Here is a 19,249-nt window from a genome sequence, read left to right on the forward strand (position 1 = left end):
CCGATATCCTCGCCTTCATCGAAACGCACAACGAAAACCCCAAACCCTATCGCTGGACCAAATCCGCCGATGAGATACTCGCCTCGGTCAAACGCTTCTGTCAAAAAGCTATGAGCCGAACTTCAGATTCAGGTGACTAGGTCTAAGGGGGCTCAGCCATGAGCGAAGAAATCATCGATCCCGATCTTCCTATCATAGATCCGCATCATCACCTTTGGGACCTGCGCCCTCTGCTTCCTGCCTTCCCAGAGCCGCGCCACCCCTTTCTCGAAGCTATCGCAGGGGCGGCCTATTACACTTTCGACGAATTGCAGCAGGACACACGTGGCGGGTTGGGCGGCGGCCATAATATCGTCGGCACCGTCTTCATGGAATGCGGTGCGTTCTATGATCCCAGCCGGGGCGAAGCGCTAAAGAGTGTCGGCGAAGTAGAGTTCGTGGGCGGCGTCGCGGCGCAGGGCGCTAGTGGGCTATATGGCGACTATCGCCCCTGCGCAGGCATCGTCGGACATGCGGACCTCACACTCGGCGATGCAGTAAAGCCGGTGATCGAAGCACTACAGGCGGCTGGCAATGGCCGCTTCCGGGGCATCCGCCATGCCGCCGCCTGGGATGCCGATCCGGACGTCCTGGGGCCTCCTTTCCATGCTCCCGAAGGACTTTACACTTCCGACGCCTTCCGTGCAGGCTTCGCTGCCTATGCCGAATACGGCCTGACCTTCGATGCCTGGCTGCTCGAACCGCAATTGGGCGATGTGATCCACCTCGCGAAGGCATTTCCGGAGCAGACGATCATTCTAGACCATTGCGGCACCCCGCTCGGGATCGCCAGTTACAAGGGCAAGCTGCACGAGAACTTCGACAGGTGGCGGCGCTCGATCCATACTCTGGCAGAGTGCCCCAATGTCTCGGTCAAGCTCGGCGGCCTAGCCATGGCATTCTGCGGTTTGCCCGAGGATGGCCCGATGAGTGGACACGGGGCCGAACACCTCGCCGCGCTGTGGCGGCCCTATATCGAGACCTGCATCGAAGCTTTCGGCGCGGATCGCGCCATGTTCGAATCGAACTATCCTGTGGACCGCTGGGGCGCGAGCTACGATGTCCTGTGGAACGCCTTCAAGCGGCTGGCCCGCAGCCATTCGGCTGCCGAGAAGCGCGCACTGTTTTCCGGAACGGCAGCGCGGATTTACGGGATTGAGCACGTTCTGCCCAACGCTTGACGTTTACGTAACGTCACTCTCGACAAGCCCCGCCGGGCGCCATACGCCCTGCCTCGACATTACTTGAGGAGCCGCTACACCATGACTCTGCCCGCCCCCTTCGACAAGCTGCGCATCCCCGTGATCGGCTCGCCGCTGTTCATCGTTTCTGGGCCGGAACTGGTCATCGCCCAGTGCAAGGCGGGAATTGTCGGCAGCTTCCCGGCGTTGAATGCGCGCCCGCAGAGCGAGCTCGACGAATGGCTCCACCGGATTACCGAAGAACTGGCCACGCATAACCGCGACCATCCGGACTGCCCGGCTGCGCCTTTCGCGGTCAACCAGATCGTCCACCGCTCGAACGACCGGATTGAGGCCGACATGGCGACCTGCGCCAAATGGCAGGTCCCGCTGGTCATCACCTCCCTCGGCGCACGGGAGGAGATATTCAACGCCGTGCGCGGCTGGGGCGGCATCACCATGCACGACGTGATTAACAACCGCTTTGCGCGCAAGGCCATCGAAAAGGGTGCAGATGGTCTTATCCCGGTTGCGGCTGGCGCTGGCGGACACGCTGGGACGCTGAGTCCCTTCGCCCTGATGCAGGAAATCCGCGAATGGTTCGATGGTATGGTGGCACTATCCGGCTCGATCGCGCACGGGCGCTCCATCCTTGCAGCGCAGGCGCTGGGGGCGGACTTCGCGTATATAGGCTCGCCCTGGATTGCGACCGATGAAGCCAATGCGGTCGATGGCTACAAACAGGGCATCGTGGAAGGCAGCGCGGACGGGATCGTCTATTCGAACCTGTTTACAGGAGTTCATGGCAACTACCTGCGCTCGAGCATCGAGAATGCAGGACTTGACCCGGAAAACCTACCGACCAGCGATCCCAGCAAGATGAACTTCGGCAGCGGCGGCAATACCAAAGCCAAGGCTTGGAAGGATATCTGGGGTTCGGGACAGGGCATCGGCACGGTCAAGAAGGTCGGTCCGGTCGAAGATATGGTGGCCCGCTTCGAGAGCGAATATGTCGCCGCCAAGAAGGCGCTTGCGGATAGGACTGCGTGCTAGAGGTTTTCCGAAAGCTCGTCACAAGATACCCTCGGCAATGCCTTCGCCGAGACCGCGCCCAAGGTCGCGAGCTTGCGAAAGATGTTTGGCGTCAATGGTTTTCGGCGCGATGATTTCTTCTTTGGTTTGCGCGTGCGTACCGACGATCATCTGCTCTGCGACGCGCCTGAGCCTCCATCCCTTGGCAATCCGGTCGATCTGTTTTTGCGCCCCCTCGCCATCGGAGCCCGCGGCGATCATCGTCGCGTAGGGCCGTCCTTCGATCTGGCCGAGCACCGGATAATAACAGCGATCGAACATTTCCTTCATCTCGCCGCTCATGCTGGCGAGGTTCTCGGGGCAGGCAAAGAGATATCCGGAAGCTTCGAGCAAATGGTCCGGCCCAACATCCTTTGCCCGCATGAGCCGCGCGTGGGAGCCGCCACCGTCGAAAGCAGCTTGGGCCAGAGCCTCGCAGCTCCCGGTCCGGCTGTGCCAGACGATCAGCAGATACCTGTCGTTCATACCTTAGGCCTCGTCCTCAAGCTGTCGATTGTCAACGTGGGTGCGCTTGCTGCGCGCAGGGCTCTCAAGGTAGGAGGCAAGCATGGCTTCCACTGCCCTTCCCCAGGTTTTCGGCGTTTCGCGATCCCTCACCGGTCGAGCTTGGCGCTGGCGCGGAGGAAATATGGATCTTGGCCAAGGCTATCTGGCCGATGGCGAAGCAATCGTTCGTCAAATCCTGCTCGCGCGCGGGGTAGCGGCGGAGGACTTGCAACGGCATCTTTCGCCGACGCTTAGGGATTTTCTGCCCGATCCGTCCGAATTCAACGACATGGACATCGCAGCGGATCGTATCGCCCAAGCTGTACTGAGCGGCGAGCGGATCACGATCTACGGCGACTACGATGTCGACGGTGCCACCAGTTCCGCCCTGCTGATCCGCCTGTTGCGCGATCTGGGCGTGGAAGCGGGCTACTACATTCCCGACCGCCTGCTCGAAGGATATGGTCCTTCGGGCGAAGCGCTGGTCAAGCTCGCCGAAGCCGGTTCGAGCCTGATCGTTACGGTCGACTGCGGGGCGATGGCGCATGAAGCTCTGGCCATGGCGAGCGATGCTGGCGTCGATGTGATCGTGGTCGATCATCACAAATGTTCTCCCGATCTGCCGCGCGCAGCCGCGCTGGTGAATCCTAACCGCCTGGACGAGAACGACCTTGCGGCGGCGCACGGCCATCTGGCGGCGGTCGGCGTGGCCTTCCTACTGGCGATTGCGCTGGTGCGTACACTTCGCGCCCAAGGCTTTTTCGAGGATCGCAAGGAACCAGATCTGTTCGCCCTGCTCGATGTCGTCGCGCTGGGCACAGTGGCCGATGTCGCGGCGCTTCATGGCCTGAATCGGGCGTTCGTGGCGCAGGGGTTGAAGGTTATGGCACGGCGCGACAATATCGGCATGTCCGCACTGATCGACGCGAGCCGGCTGAAACGCGCGCCGGTCTGTTCCGATCTCGGATTCGCGCTCGGTCCACGCATCAATGCGGGCGGCCGTGTGGGAGAATCCACGCTGGGCGTACGCTTGCTGACTGCAATGGACCCGGAGGAAGCGCGAAGCATCGCCGCACAGCTTTCGGCCCTCAATGACGAACGACGCGCGATCGAGGCCGAAGTGCAACAGGCAGCGGAGGAACAACTCGCCGGCCAGCATAATCGTGCCGTGCACGTGCTGGCCGCACGCGGATGGCATCCGGGCGTCATCGGGATCGTCGCCGGACGGATCAAGGAAAAGACCGGCAAACCTTCGCTGGTTATCGCGCTCGACAAAGAAAATGGTGAAGGCAAGGGATCGGGGCGTTCGATTTCCGGGGTGGATCTGGGTGCGGCCATTATCAGGGCGCGCGAAGAAGGTCTGCTTGTCAAGGGCGGCGGCCACGCCATGGCAGCAGGACTGACTGTTCTGGAAGACAAGCTCGATGCCTTTGCCGACTGGCTCGACGACCATCTAGCAGGCGCAGTGTCCCGTGCGGGCGAGAATAGCGAAATGCTGCTCGACCTCGCTGTAGCCCCAGGCGGACTCACCCCTGAACTGGTCGAGGCGCTGGACGGCGGCGGCCCCTATGGCGTGGGCTGGCCGGGGCCGCGCGTGGCTGTCGGCCCGGTGCGGCTGGTAAAATGCGACATCGTCGGGACGGACCACGTCCGCCTGATCGCCAGCGGTGACGACGGCAAGAGCTTCAAGGGCATCGCCTTTCGCTCAGCGGAGAGCGATATGGGTCAGGCTCTGCTCCATGCCTCGCGCGGGCGGAGGCTATGGCTGGCGGGCCGCGTAAAGATCGACGACTGGGGCAGCCGTCCCCAGGCGGAACTGCATTTGGAAGATGCTGCGTTCGCCGATTGATTGCAAATCGCCCGATTGAGGGTTGACGGTTTTTTCCCTCCCGCCTAAGTGCGCCGCCACGCCACCGACCCGGTAACGGGACTGGCCCCTTCGTCTAGCGGTTAGGACGCGGCCCTTTCACGGCTGAAACACGGGTTCGATTCCCGTAGGGGTCACCATCTCTTTGATGACAAATCGACGCTCGCACTAGCGCGCCCGGTTCTGCCTCGCTAAGCGCAAGCACGCAATGAGCGAAAGCCCCTTTCCCTGGTCCGGTTTTGCGCTGGCTCTCGCAACGGCAGTTGGCCTCGTTGCGCTTGGTCTTCCTCCGCTCCCCATACTTCTCATGCTGTTCGTCTGGGCGGGTTCGCTCTGGCTCGTGGGATCGACCCCGCCACCACCAGCGCCTACGAATGGAAACGGGGGTATTTCGCGCGATATGATGGGCGACTTAGTCGAGCATTCCGAGACTCCGGTGATCGTGACGGAGGCTGGCCGCGTGATCATCGCCAATCTCGCCTCGCGGCGTCTTCTTGGTTCGCACATTCTCGGCCAGGACGTGCGTATGGCGCTCCGCCAGCCCGAAGCAGTCAGCCTGCTCGAAAGCGACGAAGATGGAGCGGCAGTGGTCCGGGGACTTGCACGGCGTAAGGACATCTGGCGGATCAACCGCAAGAATCTGGATGGCGGGCTTTCCATTGTCGAATTCGTGAACAAGACGGCCGAGGCGGACATCAGCCGCGCGCACACCGATTTCGTGGCCAATGCCAGCCACGAGTTGCGCACACCCCTCGCCTCGATCCTCGGCTATGTCGAAACACTGCGCGAGGACGTCGACAATTTCGATCCGAAAATCGGCGACAAGTTCCTGGCCACGATACAGCGCGAAGGGCGCCGCCTACAGGATTTGGTCAGCGACCTCATGTCGCTCTCGCGGATCGAGGCGGAAAAGCACGATTTGCCCAGCGATGCGCTCGATTTCGGCAGGTTGGTCGAACGCGCCGCCCGAGACGCTGCGGGCGACCGCGTTGAAAGACTGGATATCGAAGCGCATGGGCAATTCACCGTCTGCGGCGATGAACAGCAGCTGGAGCAGCTGGTGCGCAACCTCGTGGACAACGGTCTCAAATATGGAGACGAGGACAAGATGGTCACCGTCCGCCTCCAGCCGCAGGGCGACAAGCGTGTGGTGCTATCGGTCCAGGACCGCGGCGACGGGATCGCCCCCGAACACCTTCCACACCTGACCCGCCGGTTCTATCGAACTGATCCTGGCCGGAGCCGCGCTTCGGGAGGTACGGGTCTCGGACTCGCCATCGTGAAGCACATCGTCGAGCGCCACCGTGGCAAACTGGCGATCGAAAGCGCGCTCGGCGAAGGCACGCGCGTCAAGGTCACGCTTCCGCTGGACTGTTGAACCTTCTGGGTCGACAATATGCATGTTTCGGTTTGGCCCTGGCTACCGGGCGCGACGCTACACGAACTATGTCACAAAGACGTAATAGAGTGGTCATAGAGGCGACGCCGGATCGTAACCTTGTAAGAGATTCGCAACATGAGTACCGCATACCGGCTCTCCGTCCTCACGACGGCACTGAGTTGCACCGTGGCCACCCCGGTGCTTGCGCAAGATACGACTGTCCCCGCCGAAGACGAACTGGCGGCGATGCGCTCGCAACTTCAGACTTTGGTTACGCGCATCGATCAGCTCGAAAGCGAGCTCGCGGAAACCAGAGCCGAAAATGCCGAGCGGGACACTGTGATCGTGGCCCAGGCGCAAAGCGCCGAGTCCACTGCCAATTCCACGCGAGCTGACGAACTCGCGAATTCCGACGGCTGGAGCTTCAAGCCTCGCGGTCGGCTGATGTTTGATGCCGGTACGCTGAGCGCCCCCGAAACGATCGGTGCCGACGATGGCTTCGGCAATGAAGTGCGCCGCGCCCGCCTCGGCGCTTCGGGCGACATCCCGGGCGGCTTTGGATACAAGTTCGAGCTCGACTTTGCCGGAAACGAAGTCGAGGCCGCCGACGCCTATCTTTCCTATGGCGACGGGCCGTTGGAAGTGATCGTCGGTCATCACAACAATTTTCAGTCACTCGAAGAACTGACCAGTTCGCTCCATACCAGCTTCATCGAACGCGCGGCTTTCACCGATGCTTTCGGCTTCGAACGGCGTATCGGTATTTCGGCTAGCTACGAAGCAGGTATCGTGCTCGCGCAGGTCGGGGCTTTCACCGATAATTTCGCCGACACAGGTACAAACAATCGCGGTGTTGATGGACGCTTGGTGATCAGTCCGAATACGGAAAATACCCAGCTGCATTTCGGCGGTTCGCTGCATTACAACGATCTCGGCGAGGAGGACGCAGCAGCAGTTCGCTATCGACAGCGCCCACTGGTCCATTTCACCTCGACCCGTTTCGTCGACACGGACACTCTCGCTGCAAACAGCGAATTCGGTGCTGGTCTTGAAGCCGCAATTATTTCCGGCCGGTTGCACGCTGTAGCCGAGGGCTATTGGCAAAATGTCGATCTGCCGCTGGCCGACGACAACCTGACCTTTTTTGGGGGCTACGCCGAAGTCGGCTATTTCCTGACCAAGGGCGACTCGCGCGGCTACAAGGGCGGAAAGTTCGATCGCACCAAGCCAGTTGATCCGGTCGGCAAAGGTGGAATCGGATCGGTCCAACTGAACCTTCGCTATGACCACCTCGATCTCAGCGACGCCGGTATCATCGGCGGAATCCAGAACGGATACCTGGCATCGCTTGTATGGAAGCCGACCGATTATACCCTCATCAGCCTGAACTATGGCAGGATGGATTATGAGAACGCCGTGCTGCCGACCCAAGGAGACGAGACCGATTATGGTGTCGACGCGTTCGGTGTACGCGCGCAGGTCGATTTCTGATCCCAACAACCGTATGGGGCGCCCACAGATTCGTGTCGCCTCACAACGAAAGTCACACTCTTGTCGTCAACATGTAACAATTTCGCGCTTCTGCGCGGCTAGTGGACATCTAAGGGGTACCTACCAATGACCAAGACTTTCAAATTCGTTTTCGCTGCGGCTTCGGCCCTAGCACTTGTGGCTTGCGGCAGTAATGGAGCAGGCGGCGGCGCCTCGCGTGACCAGATCAAGGCCGTTGGCTCTTCGACCGTCTATCCGTTCGCCAAGTCGGTTTCGGAAACCTTCACCCGCTCAAACCCGAATTTCAAATCGCCGATCATCGAATCGACCGGGACCGGTGGCGGCATGAATTTGTTCTGCCAGGGCGTGGGTGCGGAAACACCCGACATCGCCAATGCATCGCGCCGCATGAAGGCGAGCGAATTCGAAACCTGCCAGCAGAACGGCGTGACCGACATCATCGAAATTCAGGTTGGTCTCGACGGTATTGCACTTGCTTCTGCACAGGGTGGCATCCAGATGGATCTAACCCCGAAGATGGTCTACGAGGCATTGGCAGCAGCGCCCTATGGCGGCGAACAGACCAATCAGACGTGGTCCGACGTCGATCCTTCACTCCCAGATGTGGAAATCCTCGTCTACGGTCCCCCGAGCACTTCCGGTACGCGCGACGCACTCAAGGAATTGATCCTCGAGATCGGCTGCGAAACCAATCCTGAAATGGAAGCGCTCAAGGAAAGCAACGAAGATCGTTATGCGCAGGTCTGCACAGAAGTCCGAAGTGACGGGAAATACGTCGATCAGGGCGAGCAGGACAATCTGATTGTCCAGAAGATCGAAGGAAATCCCAATGCCGTGGGGATTTTCGGCTACTCCTACCTTGAGGAAAACGCCGACAAGGTGCAGGGCCTCAACATGAACGGCGTCGCCCCGACCTACGAGAATATCGCCAGCTTCGAATATCCGGGCGCCCGTCCCCTCTACATCTATGTCAAGAAGGCGCACCTGGAAGCCATCCAGGGTCTCAAGGAATTTCTCGCCCAGTGGACCACGATGTGGGGACGTGACGGCCAGCTTGCCAAGATCGGGCTCGTCACCAATCCGGAGGATGTGATGGCCCGTTCGATGTCAGCTGCCACCAACTTCGACACCCTCGACGGTTCAGAACTCAATTAAAGGCTGAATGCACGCACGATGTCGCTGACTCTCCTGCTCCTCCTGGCCCTCGGGCTCGGGCTCGCCGGATGGTTGGCGGCTCGTGCGCGTGCTTGGTCGTTCCGGCGCGCCAGCCCCAACGGGCGGTTGGCGAGTCTCCCAACCTACCACGCCTGGTATGTAGCGCTCTGGATAATCCTGCCCGTACTGATCTTTGTCGGCATTTGGAGCGCGATCGCACCGGGTCTTATCACCCAAGCGGTCCTGACTGCGCCAGCGGCCGACCAACTTCCCGCATTCGGCTTCCAGCGACAGACTATCCTCAACGAAGCGCGCGCTGTCGCTACCGGGGCCGCACAGGGGGTCTTCAACCCCCTTGCACGCGAGTTTGTGGAACCCTATCGGGAAGCAATTGGCCGCTATAACTGGATTGGTGTCATCGTCACACTGGCGATCGCCTTCCTCGGCGGAGTTTATGCTTTCCTCCGCCTCAAGCCCGATTTCGCCGCGCGCAACCGCGTCGAAAAGATCGTCATGGCGATCCTGCTTGGCGCATCCCTTGTTGCCATTCTGACCACATTGGGGATCTTCGTCAGTCTCGTATTCGAGACCATTCGCTTCTTCGGAATGGTAAATCCGATCGATTTCCTCTTCGGTCTTCATTGGGGTCCCGACCCCATGTCCAATGCGGAGAATCCGGATTCGAGCCGCTATGGCGCAATTCCGCTCTTCTGGGGGACGCTGTTCATAGGTGCGATCATTGCGATGATCGTGGCCATTCCGCTTGGACTGATGAGCGCGATCTACCTTACGCAATACGCCAATCCGAAGTTCCGCGCATGGGTGAAGCCTGCGCTTGAGATCCTCGCCGGCGTCCCGACAGTGGTTTACGGCTACTTCGCCGCACTTACTATTGCGCCTGCTATCCGCGATTTTGCGATCTCGCTCGGTGCATCGAGCGCTTCGAGCGAGAGCGCGCTCGCTGCAGGTCTCGTGATGGGCGTGATGATCATTCCCTTCGTCAGCTCGATGGCCGACGACAGCATCGCAGCCGTACCACAGGCAATGCGAGATGGGAGCCTCGCCATGGGAGCCACCACCAACGAGACTATTCGCCGGGTTCTCGTACCCGCTGCACTTCCAGGTATCGTTGCTGGCGTGATGCTGGCGATCAGCCGGGCAATCGGGGAAACGATGATCGTCGTCATGGCAGCTTCGACAGCCGCGAACCTTAGCGCGAACCCACTGGATTCGATGACTACGGTGACCGTGCAGATCGTCGCAATGCTGACCGGCGAAGGCAGTTTCGACCACCCGGCAACGCTGAGCGCATTTGCGCTGGGTTTCGTACTGTTCCTTGTTACTCTCGGCTTGAATTTCATCGCCCTGCGCGTCGTGAAGAGGTTCCGCGAAGCTTATGAGTGAGCAAATCGCCCCCACGCGGACGCCCGTCTTCGAGGCGCGGCTGAAAAAGCGCTACGCAGCTGAGAAACGCTTCAGGACCATGGGCCTTGGGGCGATCGTTTTCTCGATCACCGTGCTCCTCTACCTTCTGGGAACGATGACGCTGAACGGCATCGGGGGCTTCCAGCGCGCCGAAGTGGCCGTGCCAATCGACTTCACACAGGCAGGCATTTCTGCCGATCCCGCTGTAATGGACTCTTCCGGGGCGATGCAGTCGCTCGAAGACCAGGGCTTGCCGCAGGTTGTACAATATTTCGCGGATGAAGCACTCGGTGAAGAGGGGGCTGCCCAGATAGGCGGTCAGGCCTGGCGCGATGTCGCGGCTGCGATTGCAGCCGATCCGGGAATTGTCGAGCGACAAGAGACCTTCTGGCTTCCAGCAAGCGCCAATCTCGCTTCGGGATACGAGGGCGAAGGATCGCAGGAAATGCAGGCGCTGGCGGCCAGCCTTGCCGCCGAGGGGAAGCTGGAGAAGAACTTCGACGTAGGTTTCTTCAGCCGCGCCGATGCAACCAATCCCCAGCAAGTCGGCATCTGGGGGGCGTTGAAAGGCTCGATCCTGACAATGATCGTGACGCTGGCGCTCGCCTTTCCGATCGGGGTGCTCGCGGCGCTTTATCTCGAAGAGTACGCACCCAAGAACAAGTGGACAGATGTGATCGAGCTTTCGATCAACAACCTCGCCGCAGTGCCTTCTATCATCTTCGGTCTACTAGGCCTTGCGGTCTTCCTGACTGTCTTTCCCAATTTCCGCTCCGCACCCCTTATCGGGGGTATGACGCTGGCGCTGATGACCATGCCGGTTATCGTGATCGCCGGTCGCAACGCGATTAAGGCAGTCCCGCCAAGCATTCGTGACGGCGCACTGGCTGTTGGTGCGAGCCCGGTGCAGGTGGTGTTCCACCATGTCTTACCCCTCGCCCTACCCGGCATCCTAACCGGCACGATCATCGGCATGGCCCGCGCGCTCGGTGAAACCGCTCCGCTTTTGATGATCGGCATGCGTGCCTTCGTAGCTTCACCACCCGACGACTTCACTTCGCCCGCAACGGTCCTCCCGATGCAGATTTTCCTCTGGTCGGACGAGATCGACCGAGGTTTCGTGGAGCGAACCAGTGCTGCTATCATTGTCCTATTGCTGTTCCTCCTCGTGATGAACGGCCTCGCAATCTACCTGCGCAACAAATTCGAGAAAAAATGGTGACTGTAGTTCACGAAAACCTTGAGAGCACCGAAGCCAAGATGAGTGCGCGGGACGTCTCCGTTTTCTATGGAGACAAGAAAGCGATCGACAATGTCTCGATCGACATCCCCACAGAATACGTGACGGCCTTCATCGGTCCTTCTGGCTGCGGCAAGTCGACCTTCCTGCGTTCGCTGAACCGGATGAACGACACCATCCCCTCGGCGCGGGTCGAAGGCGAAATCACTCTGGACGGCGAAGACATCTACTCGCCCAAGCTCGACGTCGTGCAGCTTCGTGCCCGCGTCGGCATGGTGTTCCAGAAGCCCAACCCCTTTCCCAAGTCGATCTATGAAAACGTGGCCTATGGCCCGAAAATCCATGGGTTTGCAGAGGGCAAGGACGAACTTGATGCGATAGTCGAGAAGTCGCTCCGCCGTGCAGGCCTGTGGGAAGAGGTAAAGGAGCGCCTTCAGGACAGCGGCACTGCGCTTTCAGGCGGACAGCAGCAGCGCCTGTGTATCGCACGGGCCATTGCAGTCGATCCCGAGGTCATCCTGATGGATGAACCCTGCTCTGCCCTCGATCCGATCGCCACGGCCAAGATCGAGGAATTGATCGACGAACTGAATGGTCGTTATGCCATCGTGATCGTTACCCACTCGATGCAGCAGGCAGCCCGCGTCAGTCAGCGCACTGCGTTTTTCCATCTGGGAAAGATGGTGGAATATGGGCGTACTTCTGACATATTCACCAACCCGATCGAGCAGCGGACCCAGGATTACATTACCGGACGCTATGGCTAAGGCCCTGAGACTATGAACGAACATACCGTAAAAGCCTTCGACGAAGACATTACCCGCCTTCGCGGCTTGATCGCGGAAATGGGCGGACTGGCCGAAGTCGCCATTCAGGAAGCGCTCGATGCGCTGGTCAGAGGCGACGACGAACTCGCCAAGAAAGTCGTCAAGAACGACAAGAAGATCGACAAGCTCGAGAGCGAAGTGGACAAGCTGTCGGTTCGCATCATCGCGCTGCGGGCGCCGATGGCGGACGACCTGCGCGAAGTGATCGCCGCGCTGAAGATCGCCGGCGTCGTCGAACGCATCGGTGACTATTCGAAGAATATCGCCAAGGCGAGCCGCCAGATCGGCGACAATCGCAAGAAATTCGAACCGCTGACCCTGCTCCCGGCAATGGCCGAAGTCGCCAGCGAAATGGTTCATGACGTGCTGACCGCCTACGCTGCCAGAGATGCCGAACTCGCGCGGGAGGTCATCGCAACGGATGAGAAGGTAGACGCCTTCTACAATTCCATTTTCCGTAACCTTGTCAGCCACATGGTCGAGAATCCTTCCACGATTTCGAGTGCTGCGCAATTGCTGTTCGTCGCTCGCAATCTGGAACGCATCGGCGACCATGCCACCAACGTGGCCGAAATGGTTCATTTCGCCGCCACGGGCACTTATCCGCCCGACGAGGACGGTTGACACAATTCTGTAGCTTGAGGGTCATACTGCTGTGTCGAAGAAACTGCAGGAAGGGGCCAAGGTGCAGGCTGGCAAGCTACTTCTCGTAGAGGACGATCCCGCCCTCTCGGAACTTCTCGAATACCGCTTTTCGAACGAGGGCTATGGCGTTCGCACCACCGCGGATGGCGATGAAGCACTGCTCCTCGCTTCCGAAGATGTGCCGGATCTGGTCATCCTGGACTGGATGATCGAAGGTACTAGCGGGATCGAAGTCTGCCGCCGTCTTCGGCGAGACAAGACTACCGCCCATGTTCCTATCATCATGCTCACCGCACGCGAAGCGGAAGACGATCGTATCCGCGGACTCGAAACCGGTGCCGACGATTACCTGACAAAGCCGTTCTCGCCACGAGAACTGCTCGCGCGTGTCGCAGCGGTGATGCGTCGCATCCGTCCGGTACTGGCAGGAGAATCGATCGAGGTCGGTGATCTTACCCTCGACCCGGTGGCGCATAAGGTGACGCGCCGAGGCAAGGTGCTCAAGCTAGGCCCTACCGAATATCGCCTGCTCAAGTTCTTTATGGAAAGCCCGGGCCGCGTCTTCAGTCGCAACCAGTTGCTCGACGGGGTCTGGGGTACCGAAAGCGACATCGAATTGCGTACCGTCGACGTGCACATTCGCCGGTTGCGCAAGGCGCTCGAGATCGACGGCGCCAAGGACCCGGTACGCACCGTGCGCAGCGCAGGCTATTCGCTCGAAGCCGCCTGATCAGCGGCAGACGCTCGTCCAGCTATCGTCCATGTCGAAATGGAAATGGTCGGCATGGGCAGCGTTGTAATCGGGTGAAAGCACGGTGGAAAAGGCTCCGCAGGCACCATCTCGCACTTCGCGCAGAAAACGCTGTTTTTCGCCTTCGCCATCCCAGTCTGCCAAAACGCTAATTCGCGTGCCGTCTTCAAGTTCAAATCCGGCGATATCGAGTGCATTGGCGGTGGCATGCTCACTCCAAGGGCCTGCGCTTCGGCCGTACAATCTGCGGCAGGAATATACGCCCAGATGCTCGATAAGTGTGACCTCGCTGCCGAATATCTCCCATGCCAGCGGATCGAGCGTGTCGCGTCTCCACAGCTCCATGGCAACAGCAATTGGACACGTTGAGGCGGGAACGTCCGGGCCGAGTGGATAATATGTCAGCCTGGTGCGGTCTTCTCGACGGCATCCGCCTTCCCCTGCCGGCTCGAGCACGTCGAAAGGCACATCGCTTCGTTCCAGTACTGCGCGGCAGGCCAATACGTCGTCCCTTAGCGCTACCAGTTTCTGCTGCGTAGCCCAGCCCTTCGGATCATTGAGGTCGAGCGGTGCCCAGGGATTATGTTCGGGGTGCACGGCAAGCCAGCTGCGTCCGGCAATGAACAGCCCTACCAGCACCAGCAGCAGCAATACCCGCCGGTCAAAGACGAATTTTCCGATGCGCCGCGAGATCGTAAGTTTCAAAGCTGCGTCCCATAGAGATCGACCGCGATTGCAACCGCTATCAGGATAAATACGATCCCGATGCCAAGATCGATCCAGCGACGCGTGGCAGCGTGCTCCATCGCTTTGCCAACTCTTGCCTCCGCCGATGTACGGTCAGTCGATAAGTCGACAGTTCATGAAGAGTCCGACTCTATTGGTCTGGTTCCGTTTCAAGACTGACGTAATCGTACCTCATGGCGGGACCGAACCCACGCCTCACTCATTGAGAAGATAAACCCATTCTCAGGAGACCATCATGAAACACGCAGAAGGCAATCCCGACGAACTCAAGAAGAAATTCTGGCAAGCGCTGGCCGACAGCCCGGTTCTTTTTCTGCAGCTAGATGGTGACAGTTCAACAGCCGTGCCGATGAGCCCCCAACTTGACAAGGACGCAAACAGCTCGATCTGGTTCTTTACCCATACCAAGAGCGACTTCTGCAGGCTCGGGCCGGTGACCGCTATCTTCGAAAGCAAGGGCCACGATATCTTCGCCCGCTTCAACGGAAATCTGGTCAGGGAAACCAGCCAGAAACGCTTCGACCAGTTCTGGAACAACTTCGTCGAAGCCTGGTACGATGGCGGCAAAGACGATCCCGACATCTTCTTCATGCGCATGGATTTGGGCGATGCCGAAATCTGGAACAGTGATCTCGGCCTGCTCAACACCGCAAAAATGGCGCTCGGCATAACCGTTCATGAAGAGGCCGAAGAACGCCATGTCGACAAAGTCGATATCTAACCCGGCCCGGCAGCAATGATAAAAATCGAAAGGGCTGCTCCGAATTGGAGCGGCCCTTTCTTGTTACCTCACGCCTTGGGTGGGTGGATGGGGATCATCGTTTCCTCACCTGCAACGTCATCGACCACCTCCACAATGCCACGTCCGAGATGGCTGTTCCTCCGACCGTAGGCGAAATAGACAACCAGCCCGATCGCCGTCCACACCGGCAGCACCAGCATGGCAGCGCTCGGCAGGTTGAGGAAGAGGTAGGCACATCCGCCAATGGTGGCGGGTCCGACAAACCAGAGCATGGGTGTACGGAAATCGCGCTTCCTGTCGGGCGCAGTACGGCGCAACACCATCACTGCAACAGCCACCATCAGAAAGGCATACAGCGTGCCTGCATTGGCAATATCCGCCAACTGGCCGACCGGGAAGAAAGCCGCGCCCACGGCTACGATTAAGCCTGTCAGAATAGTTACGACGTAAGGAGTCTTCCAACGCGGATGCACCTTGGAAAGACCTTCGGGCAACAGCCCGTCACGGCTCATCACGAAGAAGATACGGGTCTGCGCGAACAGCAGGACGAGAATTACCGAGGGCAGAGCAAGGAAAGCGGCAATACCCAGCATATTGCCGATGCCCGAAAAACCGATCTGGCGAAGGACATGGGCCAAGGCTTCGTTCGAACAGACCAGCGCATCGGAATAGGCCGGAAGCGCACACTGACGGGCCAGTTCTTCCGACCCTGCCGGGAAGGGAATTCCCCCCGGTCCCATGATCGGTTGCCCGCCGATAGTGCCGATCGCACCTGCCGCGACGAGGATGTAGAAGACGGTGCAGAAAACGAGCGAACCGACAAGTCCTATCGGCACATTGCGCTGCGGATTCTTGGTTTCTTCCGCGGCCGTGGAAACCGCATCGAAACCGACATAGGCGAAGAAGATCGTCGCCGCCGCGCCGACGGCTCCCACGCCCGTTCCGAAACCGCCAAAAATGCCGGCGGGCAGGAACGGGTTGAACCTGTCGGGATCGAAATAAGCGCTGGTCAAGGTCAGTCCGATAAAGGTTGTGAGCGCCGCCACCTTTATCGCCACCAGGATCGCGTTGACCTTGGCGCTTTCACTGGTGCCGATCATCAGTAGCCAGGTCACGAGTAGAGCGATGACGAGCGCAGGGAGGTTTATCAATCCTCCAGGCTCGCCGCCCAGTGCAAGAGGACCAGCGGACAACCATTGTGGCAATTCAATGCCGAGAAATTCGTTCAGGATCGTCCCGCTGAAATAGCCCGACCAGCCTACGGACACTGCCGATGCGGCAATGGCATATTCGAGGATGAGCGCCCAACCAACTGTCCAGGCGAGCAATTCACCCATTGTGGCATAGCTATAGGTATAGGCCGAGCCTGCCACGGGTATCATCGAGGCGATTTCGGCGTAGCACAATGCGGCAACGATGCAGACCGCCCCCGCTATGACAAACGCCAGCATCAATCCGGGACCCGCTTTCTGGGCCCCGGCAGAAGTGAGCACGAATATCCCCGTGCCGATGATGCAACCTATGCCGAACAACATGAGCTGCAGAGCGCCTAACGAACGGTGCAGCGACTTCTTTTGCGCCGCCGCCAGAATGGCGTCGAGCGGCTTCACTCTGTCGAGGATCATTTCTGGCCGATGGGCTCCACCGGCCCGCAGCGGGCCCTCCCCGCTCTGCCAACCGGAGTGCGCTCATTACGCGCGATTCTCCGGTTGGAAAAGAGAGATTCGTCAGGCGCCGAGGATGCTCGGGAAAAGTCCGGTCACGAGGATGATTGTAACCGCAATCGGGCACAGCCATGCAATGAGAAAGCGCCACAGGCCGAACGCCAGCGGCGAAAGACCGGTAGTCGTCCGCAACAGGTTGGCATCGGCCTTCCAGCCGATGAAGATCGAGGTCAGCAAGGCGCCCAGCGGCAGCATGACCTTCCCGGTGAAGCCATCTATCGTATCAAGGATATCGGTGTTTTCGAACAGCGGCCAGAAACCGAGCGGGCGTACGTCCGACAGCACATTGTACCCAAGCAGACAAAACACCCCGATCAGCAGGGCACCGACGCCGAACACCAAGGCGGATTTCGTCCGACTCCAGCCCAGTTCTCCGATACCCCATGCAGTAGGCACCTCGAGTAGCGAAATCGAGCTGGTGATCGCCGCGACAAGGATCAGAACAAAGAAAAGGAAGCCGAACAGGGCGCCGCCCGGCATGGTCTGGAAAGCAAAGGGGAGAGTCTGGAATACCAAGGTTGGACCCGCCGCCGGGTCGAGACCCACCGCGAAAACGATCGGGAAGATCATCAGGCCCGCAAGCAGCGCCACGCTGGTATCGGCGACTGCGATTATCGCAGCCGTGCCGCCGAGATTGCTCTTTTCCTTGATGTAAGAACCATAGGTGATGAGGCCGGCCACGCCAAGCGAAAGCGAGAAAAGCGCCTGACCCAGCGCAGAGTTCATCACCTCGGGGGTCAGCTTCGACCAGTCTGGCGTGAACAGGAAGGCGAATGCTTCGGCGATATCGCCTTCGATCGCGCCATAGACCACGAGGCCCAGCAGCAGCATGAAGAATACAGGCATGAGATAGGTTGCCGCCTTTTCGATCCCCGAGCTCACCCCGCGCGCGACGATGTAAAGCGTCATACCCATGAAGACGAGATGCATGGCAAGCAGCAAGCCGGGACTTGCAAACATATCGCCAAGTCTTTGCTGGATCTGGGCTTCGCTTTCACCTGCCAGTGCGCCGCGGAATGGATCGGCCGCCATGATAGCTTGAAGAAAATCCCAGCCCATCAAGCCGGCGTAGTAAAGCACCCAACCGGCAACAACCGAATAGAAAGATACGATCAGGAAGGCGGCAACCGCACCGACTCCACCGAAAATCGACCACTTGTGGGAGGCGTTTGAGGATTGCGCCACCTTGCGAATCGAGCCAACCGCATCGGTCTGCCCGACACGCCCTATGAAGATTTCGGACAGCACCAGCGGCAATCCGAGGAGAAAAACGCAAGCAATATAGAAGATCACAAAGGCCCCGCCTCCGCTTTCGCCGGCAAGCGTCGGGAAGCGCCAGATATTTCCAAGACCAACCGCTGCACCGACGGCAGCAAGAATGAATGCGGAACGTGAGGACCAACCCTCACCCGTGGTTTTGCCGGCGGCGACCATTTACGTGATATCCCTCTCGGTTGTCGGCGCTTGCCGCGCCCTTATGTACGAGAGGCTTAAAGCACGGAAATCCGCCAGTGTCCAAGCCTCGCTTCCAACTGTCGACAGGGCTTGCTAGGGCAGCCCCCATGTCGACGACCTTCCAGCTCGATACGAGCACCAGCCGGGCCAATCCCACTCCGCAACCGATGAAGCGGTTGACCGTGCCGAAAATCCGCGCCCACAAAGCGGACGGCGAAACCAAGGAACCGCTGGTCATGCTCACCGCCTATACGGCGCGACAGGCCCAGTTACTCGATGCACATTGCGATCTTTTGCTGGTGGGCGATTCGCTGGGACAAGTAATCTACGGCCTTCCCTCCACCATTCCCGTTACGATGGAGATGATGTCGAACCATGCAGCCGCTGTGGTACGCGGAAGCTATCGTTCGGTGGTCGTGGTAGACATGCCATTCGGCTCTTACGAAGCTTCGAAAGAACAGGCTTTCGCGAGCGCATCGCGCCTCCTCAAGGAAAGCGGCGCTGCAGCTGTGAAGCTCGAAGGTGGGGAGCAGATGGCCGAAACCGTTGCGTTTCTGAACCATCGCGGCATCCCGGTAATGGGGCATGTCGGTTTGACCCCGCAGGCAGTCAACGTGCTGGGCGGCTATATGGCACGCGGGCGCGACAATGCCGAAGCGGACAAGATCGTCGGCGATGCAAAGGCACTGGACGAGGCCGGGGCCTTCGCCATCGTTCTCGAAGGTGTTCTCGAACCCATAGCCATCGAAGCGACAAAGGCAGTGTCGTGTCCCACGATAGGCATCGGGGCCTCGGCCCAATGTGACGGACAGGTTCTTGTGACTGACGACATGCTGGGCATGTTCGAACGTGTGCCCCGCTTCGTGAAGAAATACGAAAATATCGCTGAGGTCATCGAGAATACCGTCGCACAATATGCACAAGAAGTGCGTGACCGAAGCTTCCCGACGTCCGAACAAACCTACCAGCCCAAGGGCTGA

The 19,249-nt window shown here is 59.5% G+C and carries 17 protein-coding genes, 1 tRNA gene and 1 pseudogene; 15 read left to right on the forward strand and 4 right to left on the reverse strand.

Annotated features, from left to right (window positions below):
• From AC13CE_RS09245 to AC13CE_RS09255, 3 genes and pseudogenes are all read left to right on the forward strand, one after another.
• Window positions 1–140, forward strand: a pseudogene (locus tag AC13CE_RS09245) (IS630 family transposase); the annotation flags it as partial.
• 18 nt (window positions 141–158) lie between these two features.
• On the forward strand, window positions 159–1,220 hold the full coding sequence (locus AC13CE_RS09250) for an amidohydrolase family protein (RefSeq protein ID WP_221540561.1): 1,062 nt from the start codon (window positions 159–161) through the stop codon (window positions 1,218–1,220).
• Window positions 1,221–1,301: 81 nt separating this feature from the next.
• Entirely contained in the window at window positions 1,302–2,273 is a 972-nt protein-coding gene (locus tag AC13CE_RS09255) for an NAD(P)H-dependent flavin oxidoreductase (RefSeq protein WP_221540563.1), read from the forward strand.
• An 18-nt stretch (window positions 2,274–2,291) separates the two neighbouring features.
• Here AC13CE_RS09255 and AC13CE_RS09260 read toward each other — a convergent pair whose 3' ends face one another.
• On the reverse strand, window positions 2,292–2,777 hold the full coding sequence (locus tag AC13CE_RS09260; protein ID WP_221540565.1) for a flavodoxin family protein: 486 nt from the start codon (window positions 2,775–2,777) through the stop codon (window positions 2,292–2,294).
• Between the two features lie 82 nt (window positions 2,778–2,859).
• Between AC13CE_RS09260 and recJ the strand changes: the two genes are divergently transcribed.
• The 10 genes from recJ to phoB all read left to right on the forward strand — a co-directional run bounded on the left by recJ (window position 2,860) and on the right by phoB (window position 13,580).
• Window positions 2,860–4,647, forward strand: coding sequence for a single-stranded-DNA-specific exonuclease RecJ (gene recJ / locus AC13CE_RS09265; protein ID WP_221540566.1), 1,788 nt, complete (start codon window positions 2,860–2,862; stop codon window positions 4,645–4,647).
• A gap of 83 nt (window positions 4,648–4,730) precedes the next feature.
• Window positions 4,731–4,805, forward strand: a tRNA-Glu gene (locus AC13CE_RS09270).
• A 68-nt stretch (window positions 4,806–4,873) separates the two neighbouring features.
• On the forward strand, window positions 4,874–6,043 hold the full coding sequence (locus AC13CE_RS09275) for an ATP-binding protein (protein ID WP_221540757.1): 1,170 nt from the start codon (window positions 4,874–4,876) through the stop codon (window positions 6,041–6,043).
• 138 nt (window positions 6,044–6,181) lie between these two features.
• Window positions 6,182–7,537 carry a porin gene (locus AC13CE_RS09280; RefSeq protein WP_221540759.1) on the forward strand — a complete coding sequence of 452 codons (1,356 nt, stop codon included), beginning with the start codon at window positions 6,182–6,184 and terminating at the stop codon, window positions 7,535–7,537.
• A gap of 126 nt (window positions 7,538–7,663) precedes the next feature.
• Window positions 7,664–8,713, forward strand: a complete 1,050-nt coding sequence (locus AC13CE_RS09285; protein ID WP_221540760.1) for a substrate-binding domain-containing protein — start codon at window positions 7,664–7,666, stop codon at window positions 8,711–8,713.
• Window positions 8,714–8,731: 18 nt separating this feature from the next.
• Window positions 8,732–10,117 carry a phosphate ABC transporter permease subunit PstC gene (gene pstC, locus AC13CE_RS09290; RefSeq protein WP_221540763.1) on the forward strand — a complete coding sequence of 462 codons (1,386 nt, stop codon included), beginning with the start codon at window positions 8,732–8,734 and terminating at the stop codon, window positions 10,115–10,117.
• Window positions 10,110–11,360 (forward strand): phosphate ABC transporter permease PstA, encoded by a 1,251-nt coding sequence (gene pstA / locus AC13CE_RS09295; protein WP_221540765.1) that lies wholly within the window; start codon window positions 10,110–10,112, stop codon window positions 11,358–11,360. Before pstC ends, pstA begins: the two co-directional genes overlap by 8 nt.
• Window positions 11,354–12,145, forward strand: coding sequence for a phosphate ABC transporter ATP-binding protein PstB (gene pstB / locus AC13CE_RS09300; RefSeq protein ID WP_221540767.1), 792 nt, complete (start codon window positions 11,354–11,356; stop codon window positions 12,143–12,145). Before pstA ends, pstB begins: the two co-directional genes overlap by 7 nt.
• 12 nt (window positions 12,146–12,157) lie before the next feature.
• Window positions 12,158–12,829 (forward strand): phosphate signaling complex protein PhoU, encoded by a 672-nt coding sequence (gene phoU, locus AC13CE_RS09305; RefSeq protein WP_160726436.1) that lies wholly within the window; start codon window positions 12,158–12,160, stop codon window positions 12,827–12,829.
• 61 nt (window positions 12,830–12,890) lie between these two features.
• Window positions 12,891–13,580, forward strand: a complete 690-nt coding sequence (gene phoB, locus AC13CE_RS09310) for a phosphate regulon transcriptional regulator PhoB (protein WP_221540874.1) — start codon at window positions 12,891–12,893, stop codon at window positions 13,578–13,580.
• Here phoB and AC13CE_RS09315 read toward each other — a convergent pair whose 3' ends face one another.
• Entirely contained in the window at window positions 13,581–14,306 is a 726-nt protein-coding gene (locus AC13CE_RS09315; RefSeq protein WP_221540769.1) for an extensin-like domain-containing protein, read from the reverse strand. It abuts the gene before it with no gap.
• Window positions 14,307–14,583: 277 nt separating this feature from the next.
• On the opposite strand from AC13CE_RS09315, the gene AC13CE_RS09320 reads away from it, so the two are divergent.
• Window positions 14,584–15,069: a pyridoxamine 5'-phosphate oxidase family protein gene (locus tag AC13CE_RS09320; protein ID WP_482972199.1), complete on the forward strand. Its 486-nt coding sequence runs from the start codon at window positions 14,584–14,586 to the stop codon at window positions 15,067–15,069.
• 68 nt (window positions 15,070–15,137) lie between these two features.
• Here the strand turns inward: AC13CE_RS09320 and AC13CE_RS09325 are convergent, their stop codons facing one another.
• Together AC13CE_RS09325 and AC13CE_RS09330 are read right to left on the reverse strand one after the other, a co-directional pair.
• Window positions 15,138–16,715 (reverse strand): amino acid permease, encoded by a 1,578-nt coding sequence (locus tag AC13CE_RS09325; protein WP_221540773.1) that lies wholly within the window; start codon window positions 16,713–16,715, stop codon window positions 15,138–15,140.
• A 102-nt stretch (window positions 16,716–16,817) separates the two neighbouring features.
• Window positions 16,818–18,248: a sodium-dependent transporter gene (locus tag AC13CE_RS09330; protein WP_221540775.1), complete on the reverse strand. Its 1,431-nt coding sequence runs from the start codon at window positions 18,246–18,248 to the stop codon at window positions 16,818–16,820.
• A gap of 128 nt (window positions 18,249–18,376) precedes the next feature.
• Here AC13CE_RS09330 and panB point away from each other — a divergent pair, with 128 nt between their 5' ends.
• A complete protein-coding gene (gene panB, locus AC13CE_RS09335; RefSeq protein ID WP_221540777.1) occupies window positions 18,377–19,249 on the forward strand; it encodes a 3-methyl-2-oxobutanoate hydroxymethyltransferase in 873 nt (290 codons plus the stop codon).

Source organism: Qipengyuania sp. B-5, from assembly GCF_056857815.1.

What these genes read in the sequence shown, in the direction of transcription:
- AC13CE_RS09250 (WP_221540561.1), top strand. Translation starts at nt 159, where the DNA reads ATGAGCGAAGAAATCATCGATCCCGATCTTCCTATCATAGATCCGCAT.
- AC13CE_RS09255 (WP_221540563.1), top strand. Translation starts at nt 1,302, where the DNA reads ATGACTCTGCCCGCCCCCTTCGACAAGCTGCGCATCCCCGTGATCGGC.
- AC13CE_RS09260 (WP_221540565.1), bottom strand. Translation starts at nt 2,777, where the DNA reads ATGAACGACAGGTATCTGCTGATCGTCTGGCACAGCCGGACCGGGAGC.
- recJ (WP_221540566.1), top strand. Translation starts at nt 2,860, where the DNA reads ATGGCTTCCACTGCCCTTCCCCAGGTTTTCGGCGTTTCGCGATCCCTC.
- AC13CE_RS09275 (WP_221540757.1), top strand. Translation starts at nt 4,874, where the DNA reads ATGAGCGAAAGCCCCTTTCCCTGGTCCGGTTTTGCGCTGGCTCTCGCA.
- AC13CE_RS09280 (WP_221540759.1), top strand. Translation starts at nt 6,182, where the DNA reads ATGAGTACCGCATACCGGCTCTCCGTCCTCACGACGGCACTGAGTTGC.
- AC13CE_RS09285 (WP_221540760.1), top strand. Translation starts at nt 7,664, where the DNA reads ATGACCAAGACTTTCAAATTCGTTTTCGCTGCGGCTTCGGCCCTAGCA.
- pstC (WP_221540763.1), top strand. Translation starts at nt 8,732, where the DNA reads ATGTCGCTGACTCTCCTGCTCCTCCTGGCCCTCGGGCTCGGGCTCGCC.
- pstA (WP_221540765.1), top strand. Translation starts at nt 10,110, where the DNA reads ATGAGTGAGCAAATCGCCCCCACGCGGACGCCCGTCTTCGAGGCGCGG.
- pstB (WP_221540767.1), top strand. Translation starts at nt 11,354, where the DNA reads ATGGTGACTGTAGTTCACGAAAACCTTGAGAGCACCGAAGCCAAGATG.
- phoU (WP_160726436.1), top strand. Translation starts at nt 12,158, where the DNA reads ATGAACGAACATACCGTAAAAGCCTTCGACGAAGACATTACCCGCCTT.
- AC13CE_RS09320 (WP_482972199.1), top strand. Translation starts at nt 14,584, where the DNA reads ATGAAACACGCAGAAGGCAATCCCGACGAACTCAAGAAGAAATTCTGG.
- AC13CE_RS09325 (WP_221540773.1), bottom strand. Translation starts at nt 16,715, where the DNA reads ATGATCCTCGACAGAGTGAAGCCGCTCGACGCCATTCTGGCGGCGGCG.
- AC13CE_RS09330 (WP_221540775.1), bottom strand. Translation starts at nt 18,248, where the DNA reads ATGGTCGCCGCCGGCAAAACCACGGGTGAGGGTTGGTCCTCACGTTCC.
- panB (WP_221540777.1), top strand. Translation starts at nt 18,377, where the DNA reads ATGTCGACGACCTTCCAGCTCGATACGAGCACCAGCCGGGCCAATCCC.